This is a genomic window from Ideonella margarita, from assembly GCF_038066635.1.
GTDB classification, from domain to species: domain Bacteria; phylum Pseudomonadota; class Gammaproteobacteria; order Burkholderiales; family Burkholderiaceae_C; genus Ideonella; species Ideonella margarita.
In genome coordinates this window covers 96,488-114,846 of the sequence record NZ_JBBUTI010000012.1, presented here as the reverse complement: position 1 = coordinate 114,846, position 18,359 = coordinate 96,488, and the positions used below count along the sequence as shown (strand labels likewise).

Sequence of the window (18,359 nt, the reverse complement as noted above, 5' to 3'; positions counted from 1 at the left end):
TTGCGCCGGCTGACCCGGACTGTTTCTTTCGCCATGGCGCTCAAATCCACTGTTTTCAAGGCCAATCTGCAAATTGCGGACATGGACCGCGGCTTGTACGCCGATCACGCCCTGACCATCGCCCGCCATCCGTCCGAAAACGACGAGCGCATGATGATCCGCCTGCTGGCCTTTGCCCTCAGCGTGCCGGCCGACAACCTGCGCGGCGACCTGGAGTTCACCGCTGGTCTGTCTGACCCCGATGCGCCCGATCTGTGGCAGAAAGACCTGACCGGCGATCTGGTGCAGTGGATCGAAGTCGGCCAGCCCGACGACCGCCGCCTGATCAAGGCCAGCAGCCGCGCCGAAGTGGTGAAGCTGTGGGCCTTCAGCAGCGCCGTGCCGGTGTGGTGGCAAGGCATCGAGAACAAGCTGACGCGGCTGACCAACCTCGAAGTCTGGCAAGTGCCGACCGACCAGAGCAAGGAGCTGGCACTGCTGGCCGAGCGCAGCATGCAGTTGCAGGTGACGGTGCAGGAAGGCCAGATCTGGGTGGGCAACAAAGACCGCTCGGTGGCGGTCGAGCCCAAGCCCCTGATGACCCAGCGCCCCAAGCGCTGAGGCTGACCAGGGCACAGGGCCTCTCCGTAGGCGAGCGAGGCGGCGGCTGGCCTATCATCAGGTCACCAATGTCCCCAGGTGGGCGCCACCCGCGCCGCCTGGCTTGTTCAACGCCACAAGCGACCGCCCTCTGCCCATGATCCGCAACCCCCAGCGCCGCCGCGTCCTGCGCGCCGGCTTTGCCGCGCTGTCCGGCGCGAGCCTCCTGCCCGCCGCCATGTCGCAAACCACCCCTGCCGCTGCCCCCGCCACTGACGACCCCTATCTGTGGCTCGAAGACGTGGCCGGTGACAAGCCGCTGGCCTGGGTGCGTGAGCGCAACGCCGCCAGCCGCCCGGTGCTGGAAGCCCGCCCCGAATTCCAGCGCAACCGCACGCGCTTCAAGGAAATTCTCGACTCGCGTGAGCGCATTCCGTATGTGAGCCGCCAGGGCGACTTCCTCTACAACTTCTGGCGTGACCAGCAACATCCGCGCGGCCTGTGGCGCCGCACGACGCTGGCTGAATACCGCAAGGCCCAACCCACCTGGGACGTGCTGCTCGATCTGGACGCCCTGGCCAAGGCCGAAGGCGAAAACTGGGTCTGGCAACGCGCCAATCTGCGCGGTGGTACGTCCACCCGCTGCCTGGTGTCGCTGTCACGCGGCGGCGCTGATGCCTCGGTGATCCGCGAATTTGACCTGGGCACCCGCCAGTTCGTGGCCGGTGGCTTTGCGCTGCCGGAAGCCAAGTCGGACCTCGACTGGCTGGACGACGACACGCTGCTGGTGGCCACCGACACCGGCCCGGGCTCGATGACCGACTCAGGTTATGCCCGCACCATCCGCCTGTGGAAGCGGGGCACGCCGCTGAGCGCATCGACGCTGATCCATGAAGTGCGCCAGACCGACATGGTGGCCACCGCCGTGGTTGACCACACGCCCGGCCACAAGCGCGTGGTGCTGGGTCGCATGATCGACTTCTACACCAGCGAGGAAGGCCTCTGGGAAAACGGCAAGCTGACGCCGCTGGACAAGCCGATCGACGCCCGCGTGAACTTCTGGGCCGAGCGCATGCTGATCAGCCTGCGCAGCGACTGGACCGTGGCCGGCAAGACCTGGCCACGTGGCTCGCTGCTGGTGACCAACGCCGCGGCCTACCTGCGCGGCGAGCGCAATTTCGAGGCCGTGTTCACGCCCACGGCCACGCGCTCGCTCACCGGCTACACCACCACCCGCACCCATGTGCTGCTGAACGTGCTGGACAACGTGGCTGGCCGTGCCGAGGCGCTGAGCCCGAACGCGGCAGGCCAGTGGGTCAAGCGCGACATCCCGGCGCCCTTCCCCGGCACGCTGTCGATCGCCAGCTGGCATGACCCGCTGGTGGCCAATGACGCGCTGGCGGAAACCTTCACGGTCAGCTACACCGACTTCGTCACGCCGGATTCGCTCTACCTGGGCAACACCGGCGGCGCTACGCTGGAGAAGCTGAAGTCACGCCCGGCGTTCTTCGATGCCAGCGGCCTGGTGGTGGAACAGCAGTTCGCCAAGTCGAAGGACGGCACCCGCGTGCCTTATTTTGTGGTGCGTCCGAAGGGTGCGCCGCTCGACGGCACCAACCCGACGATCCTGTACGGCTACGGTGGCTTCGAGGTGTCGATGAACCCGTGGTACTCGGCCGGCTACGGCGCCGGCTGGTTTGCCAACAACGGCGTGCTGGTGGTGGCCAACATCCGCGGCGGTGGCGAATACGGCCCCGGCTGGCACCAGGCCGCCATCAAGGCCAACAAGCAGCGCAGCTACGACGACTTCATCGCCGTGGCGGAAGACCTGATCGCCCGCAAGATCAGCAGCCCGAAGCACCTGGGCATCATGGGTGGCTCGAACGGCGGCCTGCTGATGGGCGCCATCACCACCCAGCGCCCGGACCTGTTCAACGCCGTGGTCTGCCAGGTGCCGCTGCTCGACATGAAGCGCTACCACCTGCTGCTGGCTGGTGCGAGCTGGATGGCCGAGTACGGCAACCCCGATGTGCCGGCCGAGTGGGCCTACATCTCGAAGTACAGCCCGTACCAGAACGTCAAGCCCGGCGTGAAGTACCCGAAGATCTTCTTCGTGACCTCCACGCGCGACGACCGGGTGCACCCGGGCCACGCGCGCAAGATGGCCGCCAAGATGATCGCCCAGGGCCATGAGGTGCTGTACTACGAGAACATCGAAGGTGGCCACGGCGCCGCTGCCGACAACTCGCAGGCCGCTGACCGCCAGGCGCTGGAATTCGCCTTCTTCGCCCAGCAACTGGGTCTGAAGGTGAAGGGCTGATCGATGCCTGAGGCCAACCCGCTCAGCGCAGCGCCTACTGCAGCGCTGACCATCACCCACGACCCCGCCGCAGGGCGCTTTGGTGCGGTGGTGGACGGGCTGGCCTGCGAGTGTGACTACCGCCTGCAGGGCGGCGTGATGTGGCTCACCCACACCGGCGTCCCTGCGGCGCTGGGTGGGCGCGGCATCGCCGCTGCGCTGGTGAAGGCGGCGCTCGACTGGGCCCGTGCCCAGGGCCTGAAGGTGCAGCCCCAATGCAGCTACGTGGCGGTCTACATGCGCCGCCACCCCGAGACGCAGGACCTTCTGGCCCCCTGAACGCCTAAGCGGCCGCTCAGGCGCATGCGATAAGCTGCCGGCCATGCCTTTCGAGAACCTCTCCGACGATCCGGAGCACAGCCTCCACTCCGCCGCCGAACGCACCGCCGCCGGCCGCCGCAGCACCTGGGTGAGTGTGGTGGTGAACGTGCTGCTGACGGCCCTGCAGATCAGCGTCGGCCTGCTCACCAAGTCGCAGGCCCTGGTGGCCGACGGCATCCATTCGCTGTCCGACCTCATCTCTGACTTCGTGGTGCTGCTGGCCAGCCACCACAGCCAGAAAGACGCCGACGAAGACCACCCCTACGGCCACCAGCGTTATGAAAACGCTGCGTCGCTGGTGCTGGGCGCGCTGCTGCTGGCCGTGGGTGGCGGCATGCTGTGGTCGGCCTTCCTGAAGCTCGAGAACCCCGACAGCGTGCCCATCGTGCACGTCACCGCACTGTGGGTGGCGGCCGGCGCGCTGGTCGCCAAGGAACTGCTGTTCCGCTACATGCTGGCGGTGGCCAAGCGCGTCAAGTCGAGCATGTTGGTGGCGAACGCCTGGCATGCCCGGTCGGACGCCGCGTCATCGCTGGTGGTGGGCCTGGGCATCATCGGCAACCTGGCCGGCTACCCCATCCTCGACCCCATCGCCGCGCTCATCGTCGGCTTCATGGTGGCCCGCATGGGCTGGGAGTTCGGCTGGGACGCGCTGCATGACCTGATGGACCGCGCGGTGGACGACGAAGAGGTGCAGGCCATTCGCAGCACGCTGGCCGGCAGCCCCGGCATCCTGGGTGTGCATGACCTGCGCACCCGCAAGATGGGCGACATGATCGTGGTCGACGTGCACCTGGAGGTGGACGCGCAACTCACCGTGGAGGCTGGCCACGACATCGCCGTGGAAGCCCGCCAGCGCGTGCTGCAACGCCACCGCGTCATCAACCTGATGACCCACGTCGACCCCTTCCGCCGGCCTGACCGCGACCACGCCACCCCGGCGCCGCCCGCTGGCGCCCAGGCCTGATCAACCCCCGCGCATCACCCACATGCACCCACTCCTGCAGAACAACCAGTTCCTCGTTCGTGAACATGTCGGCCTGTTCAAGGCTGCCAGCAATTTCGACATCCTCGATCCGCGCACCGGCGCCACGGTGCTGCACTGCCGCGAGCCCGAGCTGGGCTTCTTCACCAAGCTGCTGCGCTTCACCGACTACAAGCGCATGACGCCGTTCGATGTGCGCCTGACCACGCCCGAAGGCCAGCCGGTGCTGCGGGTGAAGCGCGGCGTCTCGCTGCTGCGCTCGACGGTCGATGTGCTGGACGAGCGCGACCAGGTCGTCGGCCACTTCAGGCAGCGGCTGCTCTCCATCGGCGGCAAGTTCGATGTGCTCTCGCCGAGCGGCCAGGAACTGTGCACCCTGCAGGGCAAGTGGACGAGCTGGGAGTTCCGCTTCCTGCGCGGAGAGCGCGAGCTGGCGCTGGTGTCCAAGCAGTGGGCCGGCCTGGGCAAGGAGCTGTTCACAAGCGCCGACAACTACATGCTGAGCATCCAGCCCGACGTGCCGGCGAATGACCCGACACGGCTGCTCATCGTGGCCGCCGTGCTCTGCATCGACATGGTGCTCAAGGAATGAGCACCCTGCACCGCCGGCTCACAGCGTGAGGATGCTGCAGCCGGTGGTGTTTCGCGCTTCCAGGTCGCGGTGGGCCTGGGCCACCTCGGCCAGCGGGTAACGCTGGTCGATGCGGATCTTCACCATGCCCGAGGTGACCATGCCGAACAGGTCGTCGGCCATCTCCTGCGTACGCTCGCGGGTGGCGATGTGGGTGAACAGCGTGGGGCGGCTCACATACAGGCTGCCCTTGGCGGCCAGCACGCCGATGTCCAGCGGCGGCACCTTGCCCGAGGCGTTGCCGTAGGTGGCGATCAAGCCGAAGGGCTGCAGGCAGTCGAGCGACTTCATGAAGGTGTCGGCGCCGACCGAGTCATAGACCGCCTTCACGCCCACGCCGCCGGTGATCTCCTTCACCCGCGCCACGAAATCTTCGGTGCGGTAGTTGATGGTGTGGCTGGCGCCCATCTCGCTGGCCAGCGCGCACTTTTCATCGCTGCCGGCCGTGCCGATGAGTTGCAGGCCCATGGCACGCGCCCACTGGCAGGCGATCAGGCCCACGCCACCGGCTGCGGCATGGAACAGCACGAAATCACCGGCCTTCAAGCCGCCCTGCGGCTGGGTGCGGCGCAGCAGGTACTGCACCGTCAGGCCCTTGAGCATCATCGCGGCGCCTTCGTCGAAGCTGATGGCGTCGGGCAGCTTCACCACGCACTTGGCCGGCATCACGCGGCGCTCACAGTAGCTGCCGGGCGGGTTGCTGGCATAAGCGGCGCGGTCGCCCACGGCCAGGTGAGCCACGCCCTCACCCACGGCTTCGATCACGCCGGCGCCTTCCATGCCCAGCGACAAGGGCAGCGCGTTCGGGTACAGGCCCGTGCGCTGGTACACGTCGATGAAGTTCAGGCCCACCGCGTGATGGCGGATCCGCACCTCGCCGGGGCCGGGCTCTCCCACCGGCAGCTCCACCAGGTGAAGTTGCTCCGGGCCACCAAAGGCGGCGATCTGGACGGTGCGGCTGGTGAGGGTCATGCAGGTACTCCGGATGGGGTTGGATCAGGTCATGTATCGTGCCAGCGATGGGGTGGCCTTGTGCATCGCGGGATACCCGCTGCCGCCGCCCGTTCAAGCCAGCACCATGAACCAGTCCCTGACGCCGCGCATTGCCTTTTTGCTCACCCTGCCCCCGCTGTTGTGGGCCGGCAATGCCATCGTCGGCCGGCTGGCCGTGGGCGCCGTGCCGCCGGTGGCCTTGAACATGGCGCGCTGGGCGCTGGCCTTCGTGCTGCTGTACCCGCTGGGCAAGGCGGCGCTGTCGGACTGGGGCGCGCTGAAGGCCCGCTGGCGCTACCTCAGCCTGCTGGGCCTGCTCGGCATGGGCAGCTACAACGCCTTGCAATACCTGGCGCTGCACACCTCCACGCCGCTGAACGTGACGCTGATTGCCGCCAGCTCGCCGGTGTGGATGCTGGGCATCGGGGCGCTGGTGTATGGCGTACGGCCGCGTGCGCAGGACGTGGCCGGCGCGGTGCTGTCGCTGCTGGGCGTGGCGCTGGTCATTGCGCGCGGCCAGCCCGCCCGCCTGCTGGACCTGCACTTCGTGCCCGGCGATCTGCTGATGCTGCTCGCCATCCTCAGCTGGGCCGCCTACAGCTGGCTGCTGGCCAAGCCGCCCGCCAACATGCAGGGTGCGCAGCGCCCGGCCTGGGACTGGGCCGGCTTCCTGCTCGTGCAGACCAGCTTCGGCCTGGTCTGGTGCGGCGCCAGCGCGGGCTTGGAGGCCGTCATCGCGCAGCCTGAATGGCACTGGACACCCTGGGTGCCAGCCATCCTGCTTTACGTGGCCGTCGGCCCTTCGCTGATCGCCTACCGCTGCTGGGGCCTCGGCGTGGCTACCGTCGGGCCGGCCGTGGCGGGCTTCTTCGGCAACCTCACGCCGGTGTTTGCGGCCATGTTGTCAGCGGCCATGCTGGGCGACGCACCGCAGTGGTTCCACATGGCTGCTTTTGGGCTCATCGTCGCCGGCATCCTCGTGTCATCCCGACGTTGACCGCAGGCCCTTCCGGATTACAGTCAGCGGGCTGTATGCCGATAAGGTTCCCATGACGTCCCCTGCCACTCCTGCCGTGTCGAAGACCCCGCTGCTGAACTCGGGGGCAGACGCGCGACCGGTGGCGTGGCGCACCTGGTCACTGGCCTGGCTGGGCCTGGCAATTCCAACCGCCATCATCGCCAGCCTGGCCAACCCGTGGCTGTGGTTGCTGGTGATGGTGTGGCTGGCCCTGAGCGTGGCACTGGCCCTGGGCCTGGTGCGGCACATCGACCTGCTGCACGGCCAGGTCGCCGACTACGCGGCGCGGCTCGAATCAGCCCGCGAGCGCATCGACAGCCTCGCCACCCGGGATGAACTCACCGACGTGTGGAACAAGCGCCAGCTGATGGAGTTGCTGGAGCAGCATGCCGCACAGACCCGCCGCAGCGGCTCACCGCTGTGCCTGGCGCTGCTCGACATCGACCACATGGGCAAGATCAACGCGCAGCACGGCGAGCGCGTCGGCGATGAAGTGCTCAAGCGTTTTGCCAAGGCCGCACAGGCCGCCCTGCGCAACAGCGATTTCCTCGGCCGCATCGGCGGCGATGAATTCCTGCTCGTCTTCCCGGCTTCATTGCCGGCCGAAGCCGAGGTGGCCTTGAACCGCCTGCGCGGCGCCCTGGCCACACTGCCCCTGGCCGATCTGGCACCGGGCCTGACGCTCACCTGCTCAGGCGGGCTGGTGCGGCTGACGCCGACCGAAACGCTGGATGCGGCCATCGGCCGTGCCGATGAAGCGCTGGGCAAGGCGGCCACCGCGGGCCGCAACCAGATTCACCAGGGCTGAAGCCAGCCCGGTCAGAACGCGCCGGGTCAAAACGCGCCCGGAAAAGCGCCCCCGTCGATCAGGATGTTCTGCCCGGTGATGTAGCCGGCATGGCGGCTGCACAGGAAGGCGCAGGTCGCACCAAACTCGTCCGCCTGCCCGAAGCGACGTGCCGGCACACCTTGGCGCCGCGCATCGGTCACCGCGTCCAGCGGCTTGCCGGTCTTGGCCGCCGCGCCCGCCAGCGTCTTCTGCAGGCGCTCGGTATCAAACGCACCGGGCAGCAGGTTGTTGATGGTGACGTTGGCGCCAGCCAGTTGCGGCTGCCGCGACAGGCCCGCCACGAAACCCGTCAGGCCCGAGCGCGCCCCGTTGCTCAAACCCAGGATGTCGATCGGTGCCTTCACCGCCCCGGAGGTGATGTTGACGATGCGGCCGAAGCCCCGCGCCGCCATGCCATCCACCGTCGCCTTGATCAGCTCGATGGGCGTGAGCATGTTGGCATCGATGGCAGCCAGCCAGATGTCGCGGTCCCAGTCCCGGAAATCACCCGGCGGCGGGCCACCGGCGTTGTTGATCAGGATGTCGACCTGCGGGCAGGCCGCGAGCGCAGCGGCACGGCCTTCCGGCGTGGTGATGTCGCCGGCCACGGTGCGCACTTCCACCGCGGGGTTCAGTGCGCGCAGCTCGGCCGCAGTGGTGGCCAATGCAGCCTCGCCCCGGGCCGTGATGACCACGTTCACGCCTTCGGCCACCAAGGCTGCAGCGCAGCCCTTGCCCAGGCCCTTGCTGGCCGCGCACACCAAGGCCCAGCGGCCACCAATTCCCATGTCCATGTTCTGCTCCTGAGGAGTTGAATTCAGCGCCAGCGCGTCAGCAGCCAGACACCCGTGAGCACCAGGCCCGTGCCCACCAGCAACAGCGGGGTGAAGGGCTCGTTGAGCAAGAGCACGCCCATGCTGATGGTGGAGAGCGGGCCGATCATGCCGATCTGCGCCGACAAGGCCGAGCCGATGCGCTCGATGGCCATCATCACCATCAGCACCGGGGCCACGGTGCAGGCCGTGGCATTGAGCAGGCTGAGCCACATCACCGGCTCGGGCACGTGGATGGCGCCCAGCGGCTTGACGACGGCGAAGTGCAGCAGGCACAGCACGCAGGCCGCCGTGCTGGCCAGCCCGGTGAGGCGCAGCGAGCCCATGCGCTGCACCACCTCGCCGCTGGCCAGCAGGTACACCGAATAGCTCACCGCGCTGCCGAACACCAGGCCCGCGCCCAGCAAGACATGGTCACCCTGCACCGACAACTCATGGCCAAAGACGATCATCACGCCGCTGTAGCTCACGGCCGCAGCCAGCCACTGGCGTGCGCTCACATGCCGCTTGAGCACGAACACCGACAAGGCCATGACGATGGTCGGGCCGAGGTACAGAATCAGCCGCTCCAGGCTGGCCGAGATGTACATCAGGCCGTAGAAGTCGAGCATGCTGGCCAGGTAGTAACCGCTGAACCCCAGGCCCAGCACCACCGCCCAATCCTTGCGCGTGAGCGCCGGCTTGCCCCGGCTGGCCCACCAGGCCAGGGCCGCGAACAAGGGCAGCGCCAGCAGCATGCGCCAGGCCACCACCGTGACGGCGTCCACGCCATGCCGGTACATCAGCTTGGCCAGAATGGCCTTGCCTGAAAACGCGATCGAGCCGGCAGCCGCCAGCAGCAAACCGGGCCAGACCTGGGCGAGCGGCATCGCGCCCAGCGCCGACTTGTGGGTGTGGCCACTCATCGCGGGCAGCAGAAATTCAAATCCATCGCTGGAGTTTACGAGGCGGCGATGGAGGCCGCCTCACCAGCCGGCAGCGGCCCCGTCACGGCGTGGGTCACTCGCAGCGATGTAGCCCTCCACCGCCGGATCGCCCAGGCGCCAGATGAACTGGCCGGCGCCGAAATCCTGGTAGCTGTCCTGGATCACCTCGATCTGGTGGCCCAGGCCCGCGAGCGTCTGCACGGTGGCTGCAGGCATCGTGGCTTCCACGTTCAGCGACAAGCCCTGGTTGTAGCGCCAGCGCGGCGCATCACAGGCGGTCTGCGGGTTCTGTCCGTGGTCCAGCATGCGGGTGAGGGTTTGCACATGGCCCTGCGGTTGCATGTTGGCGCCCATCACGCCGAAGCTCATCACCGGTGCGCCGCCCTTGCTCAGGAAGGCCGGGATGATGGTGTGGAACGGCCGCTTGCCCGGCGCCACCACATTGGCGCTGGCGGCGTCCAGGCTGAAGCCATGCCCGCGGTTCTGCAGGCTCAGGCCCCATTCCGGCAGCACCACGCCCGAGCCGAAGCCCATGTAGTTGCTCTGGATGAAGCTGACCATCATTCCCTGCTCGTCAGCCGCCGTGAGGTAGATGGTGCCGCCTTTGACTGGGTTGCCGGCGCCGAAATCCTGCGCGCGGCGCGGGTCGATCAGCTTCGCGCGCTGCGCCAGGTAGTCGGGCGACAGCAACTGCTCGGCCGTGATCGCCATGCTGGCGGGCTCAGCCACGAAGCGGTACACATCGGCAAAGGCCAGTTTCATCGCCTCGATCTGCAGGTGGTGGCGCTCGGCGCTGTCCACGCCCAGGCGGGCGGTGTCGTGGTGGCGCAAGATGCCCAGCGCCATCAACGCAGCAATGCCCTGCCCGTTCGGCGGAATTTCGTGCAGCGTGTGGCCGGCGTAATCCATGCCGATGGGCGTGACCCACTCGGGCGCGCAGGCCGCCATGTCGGCCATGTTGAGCGCGCCGCCCTGGGCTGCGGCGGCCGCCACCAGCGCGTCGGCGATCTCGCCGGTGTAGAAGGCCTCCCCGCCACTGCGACCGATGGCACGCAGGGCGCGGGCGGCACCTGCCATCACGAAACGCTCACCGACCTGCGGGGCACGGCCGTGCGGCAGGAAAGTCTCTGCAAAACCGGGCTGGGCCGTCAAGGCGGCCACGGTGGAGGCCGCCTGCCACTTCTGCTGCACCACCACTGGCACGGCGTAGCCGCGCTCGGCGATCTCGGCCGCCGGCGCCATCAGGTCTTCAAACGGCAGGCGGCCGAAGCGCGCATGCAGCGCCACCCAGCCAGACACCGCACCGGGCACCGTGACGGCGTCCCAGCCGCGCTGCGGCGGGGTGCGTGCATCGTCGCCATGTCGGCGGCGGAAGTAGTCCGGTGTCCACGCTCCTGGCGCGCGGCCCGAGGCGTTCAGGCCGTGCAGCTGCTGGCCGTCCCACACCAAGCAGAAGGCATCCGAGCCCAGGCCATTGCTGACCGGCTCCAGCACCGTCATCGCAGCCGCCGTGGCAATTGCCGCATCCACCGCATTGCCACCGGCCTGCAGCATGCGCAGGCCCACCTGCGATGCCAGCGGGTGCGAGGTGGACACCACATTGCGGGCATACACCGGCAAGCGGTGCGAAGCGTACGGCGCAGCCGCGGAGAAGGGTTGAGTCATGCGGGGATGATGCCAGCGGCCGGTCGTTGATGCCGGCCTCAGTCGACCGTGGCGCCAGACTCGCGCACCACGCGACCCAGCCGAACCGACTCGGTGCGGATCAAGGCGCCGAACTGCTCGGGCGTGCCAGCCACCACCGGCGTGCCCAGGGCTTCCCACTTCTTGCGGAACGCGGGGTCCTTGAAAATGGCGAGGAAGGTGGCGTTGAGCTTCTGCACCACGGGCGCCGGCGTGCCGCTGCGCACCGCAATGCCGTGCCAAGCCGTCAGCTCGAAGCCAGCCAGACCGGCTTCGGCAAAGGTGGGCACCTTGGGCAAGGCAGGCGACCGGGTGGCCGACGTGACGGCCAGCGGCGTGAGCGTGCCGGCCTGGATGTGCTGGAGCGAGCTGCCGAGGATGTCGAACATCACCGGCACCTGCCCGCCCACCACGTCATTCAGGGCCGGGCCGGCGCCGCGGTACGGCACATGTGACATCCGCACGCCCACCGCCTTGCCGAAGATCTCGCCGGCCAGGTGCTGCGGCGTGCCGTTGCCGGCCGAGGCATACGGGTACTTCTCGGACTGGGCCTTCACCTGCGTGATGAAGTCTTTCAGCGTCTTGATGCCGGTGGACGGATGCACTTCCAGCACCAGCGGGAAGGACGACAGCTGCACCACCGGCTCCAACTCCGTCAGCGCGTTGAAGGGCATGCGCTTGAACAGGCTGGCGTTCACGGCCATCGGGCCGCTGGCGGCCAGCAGCATGGTCTGGCCGTCGGCCGGTGCCTGCCGCGCCACTTCGGCGCTGCCCAGGTTGCCGCCCGCGCCGCCCTTGTTGTCGATGACCACCGGGACGCCGAGGCGGGTTTGCAGTTCAGGCTGCAGCAGGCGGGCCATCAGGTCGGTCGGGCCACCCGGCGGGTAAGGCACGACAAAGCGGATTGGGCCATTCGGCCAGGCCGACTGGGCCAGGGCGGTGTGTGCGCTCAGGGCGAGGCCGGCGCCCACGGTGGCCAGCATCAGGGCGCGGCGGTTGAATCGATTCATGGTGTCTCCTTCGTGTTGTCTTGACTTGGGCTGATCGCAGCCCGTGCTTGTCAGTTCGAGTACCCCAGCGCATGCGCGGCGCGGAGCTGGTCTGCGGTGGCCAGCGGGCGGCCCAGGCAGGCAGCGGCATCGGCCGCTTGTGCCACCAGCGCGGCGTTGTGTGGCGCCAGGCTGCCGTCCTTCAGGAACAGGTTGTTCTCGAAGCCCACCCGCACATGGCCACCCAGCGCAGCAGCGGCCACGGCACAGGCGTGTTCGGTCGGGCCGAAGGCACACATCGACCAGGGCTCAGCGCCCGTGTGCGCGCCCACGAAGGGCAGCAAATCAGACGGCGACGAGCGCTGGCCCACGCTGTAGCGGCCCAGCACGAACAGCAGGCTCCACGGTGCGTCAGGCACCACGCCGGCGCGGCGCAGGGCTTGCCAGCGCAGCAGGTCAGCCGCGTCGTACAAGATCACCTGGGTCATGACACGTTCGGCCGCCAGCCAGCCGAAGAAGCTGGCCAGGCCGGCGTCGCCGATGTCGGGCTGGTCCAGCTCGCGCAGGCCCACAGACACGGCCTCGGGGCGCAGCTCTCGCACCATGGCCATCTGCGCCGGGGCCTGGTAGACCTTGGCGGCCTCGCTGGTCACCTGCAGCACCATCTCGCTGCCCACGGCCGCACGCACGGCCGCGAGCGCTTCGCGGTAGGTGGCCACGTCCAGGCTGTGGCGGCCCTGGGCGTCACGCACATGCAGGTGCAGCATGGCCGCGCCCGCATCCATGCAGGCCTTGGCGGTGCTGGCCAGTGCAGCGGCCGTCAGCGGCACGGCGGCGTGGTCAGCGGCCTGCTTGTAGGCCCCGTTGGGGGCCGCCGTGATGAGCATCGGCACGGCTGTTTCTGTTGAGGTCATGGCTGGGGGGCAGGCGCTGGGCCTGGGGTTGCGGTGTCAGAGGAAAAAACTGGAGCGGGCGCGGGCGATGGGCCCACCCCGGCAGCGCGCGGCAATTCGGGCGACAGCAAGGCCAGGCCCGCGCGCAGCAGGCTGTCGTAGCGCGCACGCTCGGTCGCCCGGGTGGCGTCAGGCCAATCGTGAAAGCCGGCACCGGCCTTCATGCCGACACGCCCGGCGGCCACCGCCGCTTGCAGCACCTGTGCCGGCTCTGCGCTGTTGTTCAACGACGGGTAGATGGTGGACGCGGCAGCGCAGTGCACGTCCAGCCCGGCATGGTCACGCTGCAGCACCGGGCCGGCCGCCAGGAAGCGGAAACCGAAGCCGAAGCGCACGGCGGCGTCCACGTCGTCAGCGCTGGCCACGCCCTGGTCGATCAGCGCAAAGGCCTCGCGAGCAAGCGCGTGCTGCAGGCGGTTGGCCAGGAAGCCCGGCAGGTCCTTGCGCACCATCACCGGCACGCTGCCGCAGGCGCGCATCAGGTCAAACACCGCGCGGGCGGCAGCGGGGTCACTGGCCTCGCCCATCACCACTTCCACCAGCGGCACCAGGTGGGCCGGCATGAAGAAGTGCAGGCCCAGCATGCGGGCACGGCCCGGCAAGCCCTGGCAGATGCGGCTGATGGGAATGCCCGAGCTGTTGCTGGTGAGCACGGCGCCCGGCGGGGCCAGCTTGTCGAGACGGGCGAACAACGCCTGCTTGTCGGCCAGCCGCTCGGTGATGCACTCGACCACCAGGCCCACATCGGCCCAGTCCACGTCGTCGAGGCTGGCCACACAGGCCAAGCTCGGCGCGGTGATGACGCCGGCTGCAGCCAGCTCGGCCAGACCGTGCGCCACCAGGCGTTCATGCCGCTCGGTGTGGGGCTCCACCACCGTGACGTGGCAGCCGCCACGCGCCAGCACCACGGCCACATCGGCGCCCATGGTGCCGCCGCCCACCACCACCGCCGGCATGCCCAGCGGGTTGCTTGTCCAGTTGCTCATCCACGCGCCTTGCTCTTGCGTTGTCTCCGCCGGCACATCAGGCATGGCCGGCTACTTGTTTGGAAGGCAGTCTAGGCAGCGCTGATTGATTCGTCCATTCACGATTTGATATAAATTGATCACCCATGACGATCAATTGGACGCTGCGTGAATTGCAGGTGATGCGGGTGCTGGCCGAGACGCTGAACTTCCGGCGCACGGCCGAGCGGGTGCATCTGTCGCAGCCCGCCGTGACGGCCCTGATCACCCGGCTGGAAAGCAGCCTCGGCGCCCGCCTGTTCGACCGCAGCACGCGCGCCGTGTCGCTCACCGCCGCCGGGGTGGCCTTTCTGGCGCAGGCCGAGCTGATCTGCCGCCAGGCCGAAGTGGCCGCAGCTGCGGTGCGCGACGTGGTGGAGTTGCGCGACGGCCGGGTGCGCATGGCCGCCCTGCCCTCGCTGGCGGCCTCGGTGGTGCCGGCGGTGTTCGCGCGGCTGACGGCCCAGCACCCCGGCCTGCGGCTCGACCTGATCGACAGCCTCTCAGACGCCGCGTTTGACCTGGTCCGCGCGGGCCAGGTTGATTTCGCGCTCACCGCCGCCAACCCGGCCTACGCCGATCTGCGTTACACCACGCTGGCCCAAGACCACTTCGTGCTGCTGCTGCCCGCCGCGCACCCCTTGGCGCTGGGCGGCGCCAAGGCCACGCAAGCGCTGCCGCCGCTGCGCTGGGCCGACATCGGCGAGTTGCCGCACGTGTCGATGCCCGCCAATACCAGCGTGCGTCAATACGCAGAAGCGGCTTTCCTCAAGGTGGGGCAGCGCTTCGAGCCGCGCTGGGAAGTGGAGCACCTGGCCACATTGAACGCGATGGTGGCTGCCGGCCTGGGCGTGGCGGCGCTGCCGGAGCTGGCCGCACTGGTGGCGCGCAATGCCCAGGTGGTGCTGCGCCGCCTCACCACGCCCGACATGCCCCGGCCAATCGGCCTGGTGACGCGGCAGGGCCAGACGCTGTCACTGGCCGCGCAAACGGTGGTGACCGCACTTCAGGCGGCGCTGCAGCAAGCGGTTCAGCCGAACAAGCAGCCCGCGAAACACCCCCCAAAGCCCGCAACCCCGCGGGTCAGTCGATCGGGTGGTCGGCCACGTAGCGCGTGACCACCGGCTGCGTGGGCCCGGTGTGGAAGGCCAGACGCTGATCACGCAGGCCGATGTCGGCGGCGGTGAAGCGCTCCAGCCGGCGCTTGTGCTCGATCCAGGTTTCGTCGAGGAAGTACTCGATGTAGCGGCCGGGCACCGCCGCATCACGGAACAAGCCCCATGAAAGCGCACCCTGCCGCAGGCGGGCCTGCCGGGTGAGCTGCATCACCTCCCCAAACGCCGCTGCGCGGGCCGGGTCGATCAGGTACTCCACTGTCACCATCACCGGGCCCTCATCAGGCCCCACCGGAATGGCCGGCTCGGGCGCGCCGCCTGCGGGCAGCGCTGGCGTGGTGTCGGGCGCGAGCTGGGTCATCGGCCAGCGCCGCAGCACCAGCAGAACCACCAAGCCAAACACCACCGAGCTCAACATGGCCATGCGGATGCTGCCGTGGCCCGCCACCTGGCCCCACAGCGCAGCACCGGCCGCCGTGCCGCCCATCAAACCCATCTGGTAGATCGACATGCCGCGTGCGCGCACCCAGCCGGGCAAGCTCATCTGGGCAGCCACGGTCAGGGTGTTCGCGGTCGAGATCCAGGCCATGCCGGCCACCACCATCGCCACCCAGGCCACCGCCGGATGCGGCGCGAAGGCCACCACCACAGTGGCCGTGGCATGGGCCAGCGGGCCGGCCTGCACGAACTGCCAATTGCTGTAGCGGGCGCGCCATTTCGGAAACAGCATCACGGCGATGATGGCGCCCAGGCCCTGCGCGGCCAGCAAGCCGGTGAAGAGGTGGGCACCGCCGCCCAGATCGCGGGCGATCAAGGGCAGCAGCGCCAGCAGGCCGGCGGTCTGCAGGAAGAACAGGAACACCCGCACCAGAATCAGCCGCAGCGGTGGTGATTGCCACACATGCTGCAAGCCCACCCGCATCGCACCAACGAAGCGCTCGCCGGGCAAGGCACTCTGCTTCTTCTGCTGCGAACGCCAGCGCAGGATGGTGACGAAGGCTATCAGCGACAGCGCCGCGTTCAGCACGAAAACCCACACCTCACCCACGCTGGCCAGCACCGCCCCGGCCACCACAGGGCCGACGATGCGCGACAGGTTCATCGCCACGCCGTTGAGGGCCAGCGCGCCCGACAGGTGTTCGCGCGGCACGATGTCCGGCACGATGGCTGCGAACACCGGCCAGCGCAGCGCCAGGCCGATGCCGTTGGTGAAGGTGAGCAGCAAGAGCAGCGGCGCCGTCATGGCATCGGCCAGCGACACCGCCGCCAGCACCAGCGCATTGAGCGCCACCCACAGCTGCGTGCTGGCGAAGTAGCGGCGGCGGTCGAGGATGTCGGCCAGCGCACCGCTGGGCAGGCCCAGCAGGAAGACCGGCAGCGTGGACGCCGCCTGCACCAGTGCCACCATCGTGGTGCTGGTGGTCAGCGTGGTCATCAGCCAGGCAGCCGCCACGTCGTTCATCCACATCGTGACGTTGGCGGCCAGCCAGGCCAGCCACAACATGCGGAAGACCTTCACCTCGAACGGTGCCAGTGCGGAATCACTCATCGGTACAACAGGGCCACTTCAAAACAAAAAAGCCCCGCACAGGGGCGGGGCATGGTTTGCGAGCGCTGGGGCGCCTTTACTCTTCCTGGAAGGCTTCTTCGCGCTTGTTCTTGATCGACGGCAGCATCACCACCACGATCATCAGGAACGAGGCGATCAGCAGGCCGGCCGACAGCGGACGCGACATGAAGGTCGTCCAGTCACCACGCGACAGCAGCAGCGCACGGCGCAGGTTCTCTTCCATCATCGGGCCGAGGATGAAGCCCAGCAGCAGCGGTGCCGGCTCGCAGTTCAGCTTGTAGAAGATGTAGCCCACCAGACCGAACAGCGCGGCGGCGTAGACGTCGAACGTGTTGTTGTTCAGCGTGTACAGACCGATCGAGCAGAACACCAGGATGGCCGGGAACAGGTGCTTGTACGGCACGGTCAGCAGCTTGATCCAGATGCCGATCAGCGGCAGGTTCAGGATGACGAGCATCAGGTTGCCGATCCACATCGAGGCGATCAGGCCCCAGAAGAGTTCCGGGTTGCTGGTCATCACCTGCGGGCCGGGCTGGATGCCCTTGATGGTCATCGCGCCCACCATCAGCGCCATCACGGCGTTCGGCGGAATGCCCAGGGTCAGCATCGGGATGAAGCTGGTCTGTGCACCAGCGTTGTTGGCGCTTTCAGGGCCAGCCACGCCGCGGATGTTGCCTTGACCAAACGGCACTTCGCCCGGACGACCCTTGGTCTTCTTTTCCACCGTGTAGGCGGCAAACGAAGCCAGCAGGGCGCCGCCACCAGGCAGCACACCCAAGATGGAACCCAGCGCGGTGCCACGCAGCACGGCGGGGAAGGCGTCCTTGAAGTCCTGCTTGGTCGGCCACAGGCCCTTCACGTTCTTGGTGAAGACCTCGCGGCTCTCGGCAGGCTGGCCCAGGTTGGCGATGATTTCGCCGAAACCGAACACACCCATGGCGATGGTGACGAAGCCGATGCCGTCGGTCAGCTCGGCGATGTCGAAGCTGAAGCGCGGCGTGCCCGAGATGACGTCGGTGTTGATCTGGCCGAGCAGCAGGCCCAGCAGAATCATCGAGATCGCCTTGACCAGCGAGCCCGATGCCAGCACCACGGCACCGATCAGGCCCAGCACCATCAGGCTGAAGTATTCAGCCGGGCCGAACTTGAACGCGAGTTCGGTCAGCGGCGGTGCGAAGGCGGCGATGATGACCGTGCCCACGCAACCCGCGAAGAACGAGCCCAGACCGGCTGCTGCCAGTGCAGCACCGGCACGGCCCTTGCGCGCCATGGCGTAGCCATCGATGGCCGTGACCACCGAGCTGGATTCACCCGGCACGTTGATCAGGATGGCCGTGGTGGAACCGCCGTACTGGGCGCCGTAATAAATACCGGCCAGCATGATCAGGGCCGGGGTGGCGTCGAGCGAATAGATCGACGGCAGCAACATGGCGATGGTGGCGACCGGGCCGAGGCCTGGCAGCACGCCGATCAGCGTGCCGAGCACGGCGCCGCCAAATGCGTAGAACAGGTTCTGCAGCGTGAACGCCGTCTGGAACCCGATGGAAAGGTTGTGGATCAGATCCATGGTG

Annotated in this window: 17 protein-coding genes; 8 read left to right on the top strand and 9 right to left on the bottom strand. The window is 68.2% G+C overall.

Translation table 11 applies throughout. The annotated features are described in order from the left end of the window. Positions 1–33: 33 nt before the first annotated feature. The 5 genes from AACH00_RS16660 to AACH00_RS16640 all read left to right on the top strand — a co-directional run bounded on the left by AACH00_RS16660 (position 34) and on the right by AACH00_RS16640 (position 4,836). Positions 34–600: a YaeQ family protein gene (locus AACH00_RS16660; RefSeq protein WP_341400306.1), complete on the top strand. Its 567-nt coding sequence runs from the start codon at positions 34–36 to the stop codon at positions 598–600. A gap of 136 nt (positions 601–736) precedes the next feature. Then, the gene (locus tag AACH00_RS16655; protein WP_341400305.1) at positions 737–2,899 is read left to right on the top strand and encodes a prolyl oligopeptidase family serine peptidase; all 2,163 of its coding nucleotides are present in this window, start codon (positions 737–739) and stop codon (positions 2,897–2,899) included. A 3-nt stretch (positions 2,900–2,902) separates the two neighbouring features. Beyond that, positions 2,903–3,217 (top strand): GNAT family N-acetyltransferase, encoded by a 315-nt coding sequence (locus AACH00_RS16650; RefSeq protein ID WP_341400304.1) that lies wholly within the window; start codon positions 2,903–2,905, stop codon positions 3,215–3,217. A gap of 43 nt (positions 3,218–3,260) precedes the next feature. Next, a complete protein-coding gene (locus AACH00_RS16645; protein WP_341400303.1) occupies positions 3,261–4,226 on the top strand; it encodes a cation diffusion facilitator family transporter in 966 nt (321 codons plus the stop codon). A gap of 22 nt (positions 4,227–4,248) precedes the next feature. Then, positions 4,249–4,836 carry an LURP-one-related/scramblase family protein gene (locus AACH00_RS16640; protein ID WP_341400302.1) on the top strand — a complete coding sequence of 196 codons (588 nt, stop codon included), beginning with the start codon at positions 4,249–4,251 and terminating at the stop codon, positions 4,834–4,836. 18 nt (positions 4,837–4,854) lie between these two features. Here the strand turns inward: AACH00_RS16640 and AACH00_RS16635 are convergent, their stop codons facing one another. After that, a complete protein-coding gene (locus AACH00_RS16635) occupies positions 4,855–5,847 on the bottom strand; it encodes a quinone oxidoreductase family protein (protein ID WP_341400301.1) in 993 nt (330 codons plus the stop codon). A 106-nt stretch (positions 5,848–5,953) separates the two neighbouring features. Between AACH00_RS16635 and AACH00_RS16630 the strand changes: the two genes are divergently transcribed. Together AACH00_RS16630 and AACH00_RS16625 are read left to right on the top strand one after the other, a co-directional pair. Beyond that, a complete protein-coding gene (locus AACH00_RS16630) occupies positions 5,954–6,865 on the top strand; it encodes a DMT family transporter (protein ID WP_341400300.1) in 912 nt (303 codons plus the stop codon). 52 nt (positions 6,866–6,917) lie between these two features. Next, positions 6,918–7,694, top strand: a complete 777-nt coding sequence (locus tag AACH00_RS16625) for a GGDEF domain-containing protein (RefSeq protein ID WP_341400299.1) — start codon at positions 6,918–6,920, stop codon at positions 7,692–7,694. Positions 7,695–7,720: 26 nt separating this feature from the next. On the opposite strand, the gene AACH00_RS16620 is transcribed toward AACH00_RS16625, so the two are convergent. Genes AACH00_RS16620 through AACH00_RS16595 form a run of 6 tightly spaced genes read right to left on the bottom strand, consistent with a single transcriptional unit; the run spans position 7,721 to position 14,085 of the window. Next, the gene (locus tag AACH00_RS16620) at positions 7,721–8,509 is read right to left on the bottom strand and encodes an SDR family oxidoreductase (RefSeq protein ID WP_341400298.1); all 789 of its coding nucleotides are present in this window, start codon (positions 8,507–8,509) and stop codon (positions 7,721–7,723) included. A 23-nt stretch (positions 8,510–8,532) separates the two neighbouring features. Further along, entirely contained in the window at positions 8,533–9,453 is a 921-nt protein-coding gene (locus tag AACH00_RS16615) for a DMT family transporter (protein ID WP_341400297.1), read from the bottom strand. Positions 9,454–9,513: 60 nt separating this feature from the next. Continuing rightward, positions 9,514–11,139: a gamma-glutamyltransferase family protein gene (locus AACH00_RS16610; RefSeq protein WP_341400296.1), complete on the bottom strand. Its 1,626-nt coding sequence runs from the start codon at positions 11,137–11,139 to the stop codon at positions 9,514–9,516. Positions 11,140–11,177: 38 nt separating this feature from the next. Continuing rightward, positions 11,178–12,167: a Bug family tripartite tricarboxylate transporter substrate binding protein gene (locus tag AACH00_RS16605; RefSeq protein WP_341400295.1), complete on the bottom strand. Its 990-nt coding sequence runs from the start codon at positions 12,165–12,167 to the stop codon at positions 11,178–11,180. Between the two features lie 50 nt (positions 12,168–12,217). After that, positions 12,218–13,060, bottom strand: a complete 843-nt coding sequence (locus tag AACH00_RS16600) for a beta-keto acid cleavage family enzyme (protein WP_341400294.1) — start codon at positions 13,058–13,060, stop codon at positions 12,218–12,220. Continuing rightward, positions 13,057–14,085 (bottom strand): 3-hydroxyacyl-CoA dehydrogenase family protein, encoded by a 1,029-nt coding sequence (locus AACH00_RS16595; protein WP_341400293.1) that lies wholly within the window; start codon positions 14,083–14,085, stop codon positions 13,057–13,059. The genes AACH00_RS16600 and AACH00_RS16595 overlap by 4 nt, the downstream gene beginning before the upstream one ends. A 125-nt stretch (positions 14,086–14,210) precedes the next feature. Between AACH00_RS16595 and AACH00_RS16590 the strand changes: the two genes are divergently transcribed. After that, the gene (locus AACH00_RS16590) at positions 14,211–15,221 is read left to right on the top strand and encodes a LysR family transcriptional regulator (protein ID WP_341400292.1); all 1,011 of its coding nucleotides are present in this window, start codon (positions 14,211–14,213) and stop codon (positions 15,219–15,221) included. Here the strand turns inward: AACH00_RS16590 and AACH00_RS16585 are convergent. Next, a complete protein-coding gene (locus tag AACH00_RS16585) occupies positions 15,187–16,767 on the bottom strand; it encodes an MFS transporter (RefSeq protein WP_341400291.1) in 1,581 nt (526 codons plus the stop codon). The genes AACH00_RS16590 and AACH00_RS16585 overlap by 35 nt on opposite strands. Positions 16,768–16,843: 76 nt before the next feature. Then, positions 16,844–18,355 carry a tripartite tricarboxylate transporter permease gene (locus AACH00_RS16580; RefSeq protein ID WP_341400290.1) on the bottom strand — a complete coding sequence of 504 codons (1,512 nt, stop codon included), beginning with the start codon at positions 18,353–18,355 and terminating at the stop codon, positions 16,844–16,846. Positions 18,356–18,359: the final 4 nt, after the last annotated feature.

Excerpts from the sequence above, each read along its gene's own strand:
- AACH00_RS16660 (WP_341400306.1), top strand. The coding sequence starts at position 34 with ATGGCGCTCAAATCCACTGTTTTCAAGGCCAATCTGCAAATTGCGGAC.
- AACH00_RS16655 (WP_341400305.1), top strand. The coding sequence starts at position 737 with ATGATCCGCAACCCCCAGCGCCGCCGCGTCCTGCGCGCCGGCTTTGCC.
- AACH00_RS16650 (WP_341400304.1), top strand. The coding sequence starts at position 2,903 with ATGCCTGAGGCCAACCCGCTCAGCGCAGCGCCTACTGCAGCGCTGACC.
- AACH00_RS16645 (WP_341400303.1), top strand. The coding sequence starts at position 3,261 with ATGCCTTTCGAGAACCTCTCCGACGATCCGGAGCACAGCCTCCACTCC.
- AACH00_RS16640 (WP_341400302.1), top strand. The coding sequence starts at position 4,249 with ATGCACCCACTCCTGCAGAACAACCAGTTCCTCGTTCGTGAACATGTC.
- AACH00_RS16635 (WP_341400301.1), bottom strand. The coding sequence starts at position 5,847 with ATGACCCTCACCAGCCGCACCGTCCAGATCGCCGCCTTTGGTGGCCCG.
- AACH00_RS16630 (WP_341400300.1), top strand. The coding sequence starts at position 5,954 with ATGAACCAGTCCCTGACGCCGCGCATTGCCTTTTTGCTCACCCTGCCC.
- AACH00_RS16625 (WP_341400299.1), top strand. The coding sequence starts at position 6,918 with ATGACGTCCCCTGCCACTCCTGCCGTGTCGAAGACCCCGCTGCTGAAC.
- AACH00_RS16620 (WP_341400298.1), bottom strand. The coding sequence starts at position 8,509 with ATGGACATGGGAATTGGTGGCCGCTGGGCCTTGGTGTGCGCGGCCAGC.
- AACH00_RS16615 (WP_341400297.1), bottom strand. The coding sequence starts at position 9,453 with ATGAGTGGCCACACCCACAAGTCGGCGCTGGGCGCGATGCCGCTCGCC.
- AACH00_RS16610 (WP_341400296.1), bottom strand. The coding sequence starts at position 11,139 with ATGACTCAACCCTTCTCCGCGGCTGCGCCGTACGCTTCGCACCGCTTG.
- AACH00_RS16605 (WP_341400295.1), bottom strand. The coding sequence starts at position 12,167 with ATGAATCGATTCAACCGCCGCGCCCTGATGCTGGCCACCGTGGGCGCC.
- AACH00_RS16600 (WP_341400294.1), bottom strand. The coding sequence starts at position 13,060 with ATGACCTCAACAGAAACAGCCGTGCCGATGCTCATCACGGCGGCCCCC.
- AACH00_RS16595 (WP_341400293.1), bottom strand. The coding sequence starts at position 14,085 with ATGAGCAACTGGACAAGCAACCCGCTGGGCATGCCGGCGGTGGTGGTG.
- AACH00_RS16590 (WP_341400292.1), top strand. The coding sequence starts at position 14,211 with ATGACGATCAATTGGACGCTGCGTGAATTGCAGGTGATGCGGGTGCTG.
- AACH00_RS16585 (WP_341400291.1), bottom strand. The coding sequence starts at position 16,767 with ATGAGTGATTCCGCACTGGCACCGTTCGAGGTGAAGGTCTTCCGCATG.
- AACH00_RS16580 (WP_341400290.1), bottom strand. The coding sequence starts at position 18,355 with ATGGATCTGATCCACAACCTTTCCATCGGGTTCCAGACGGCGTTCACG.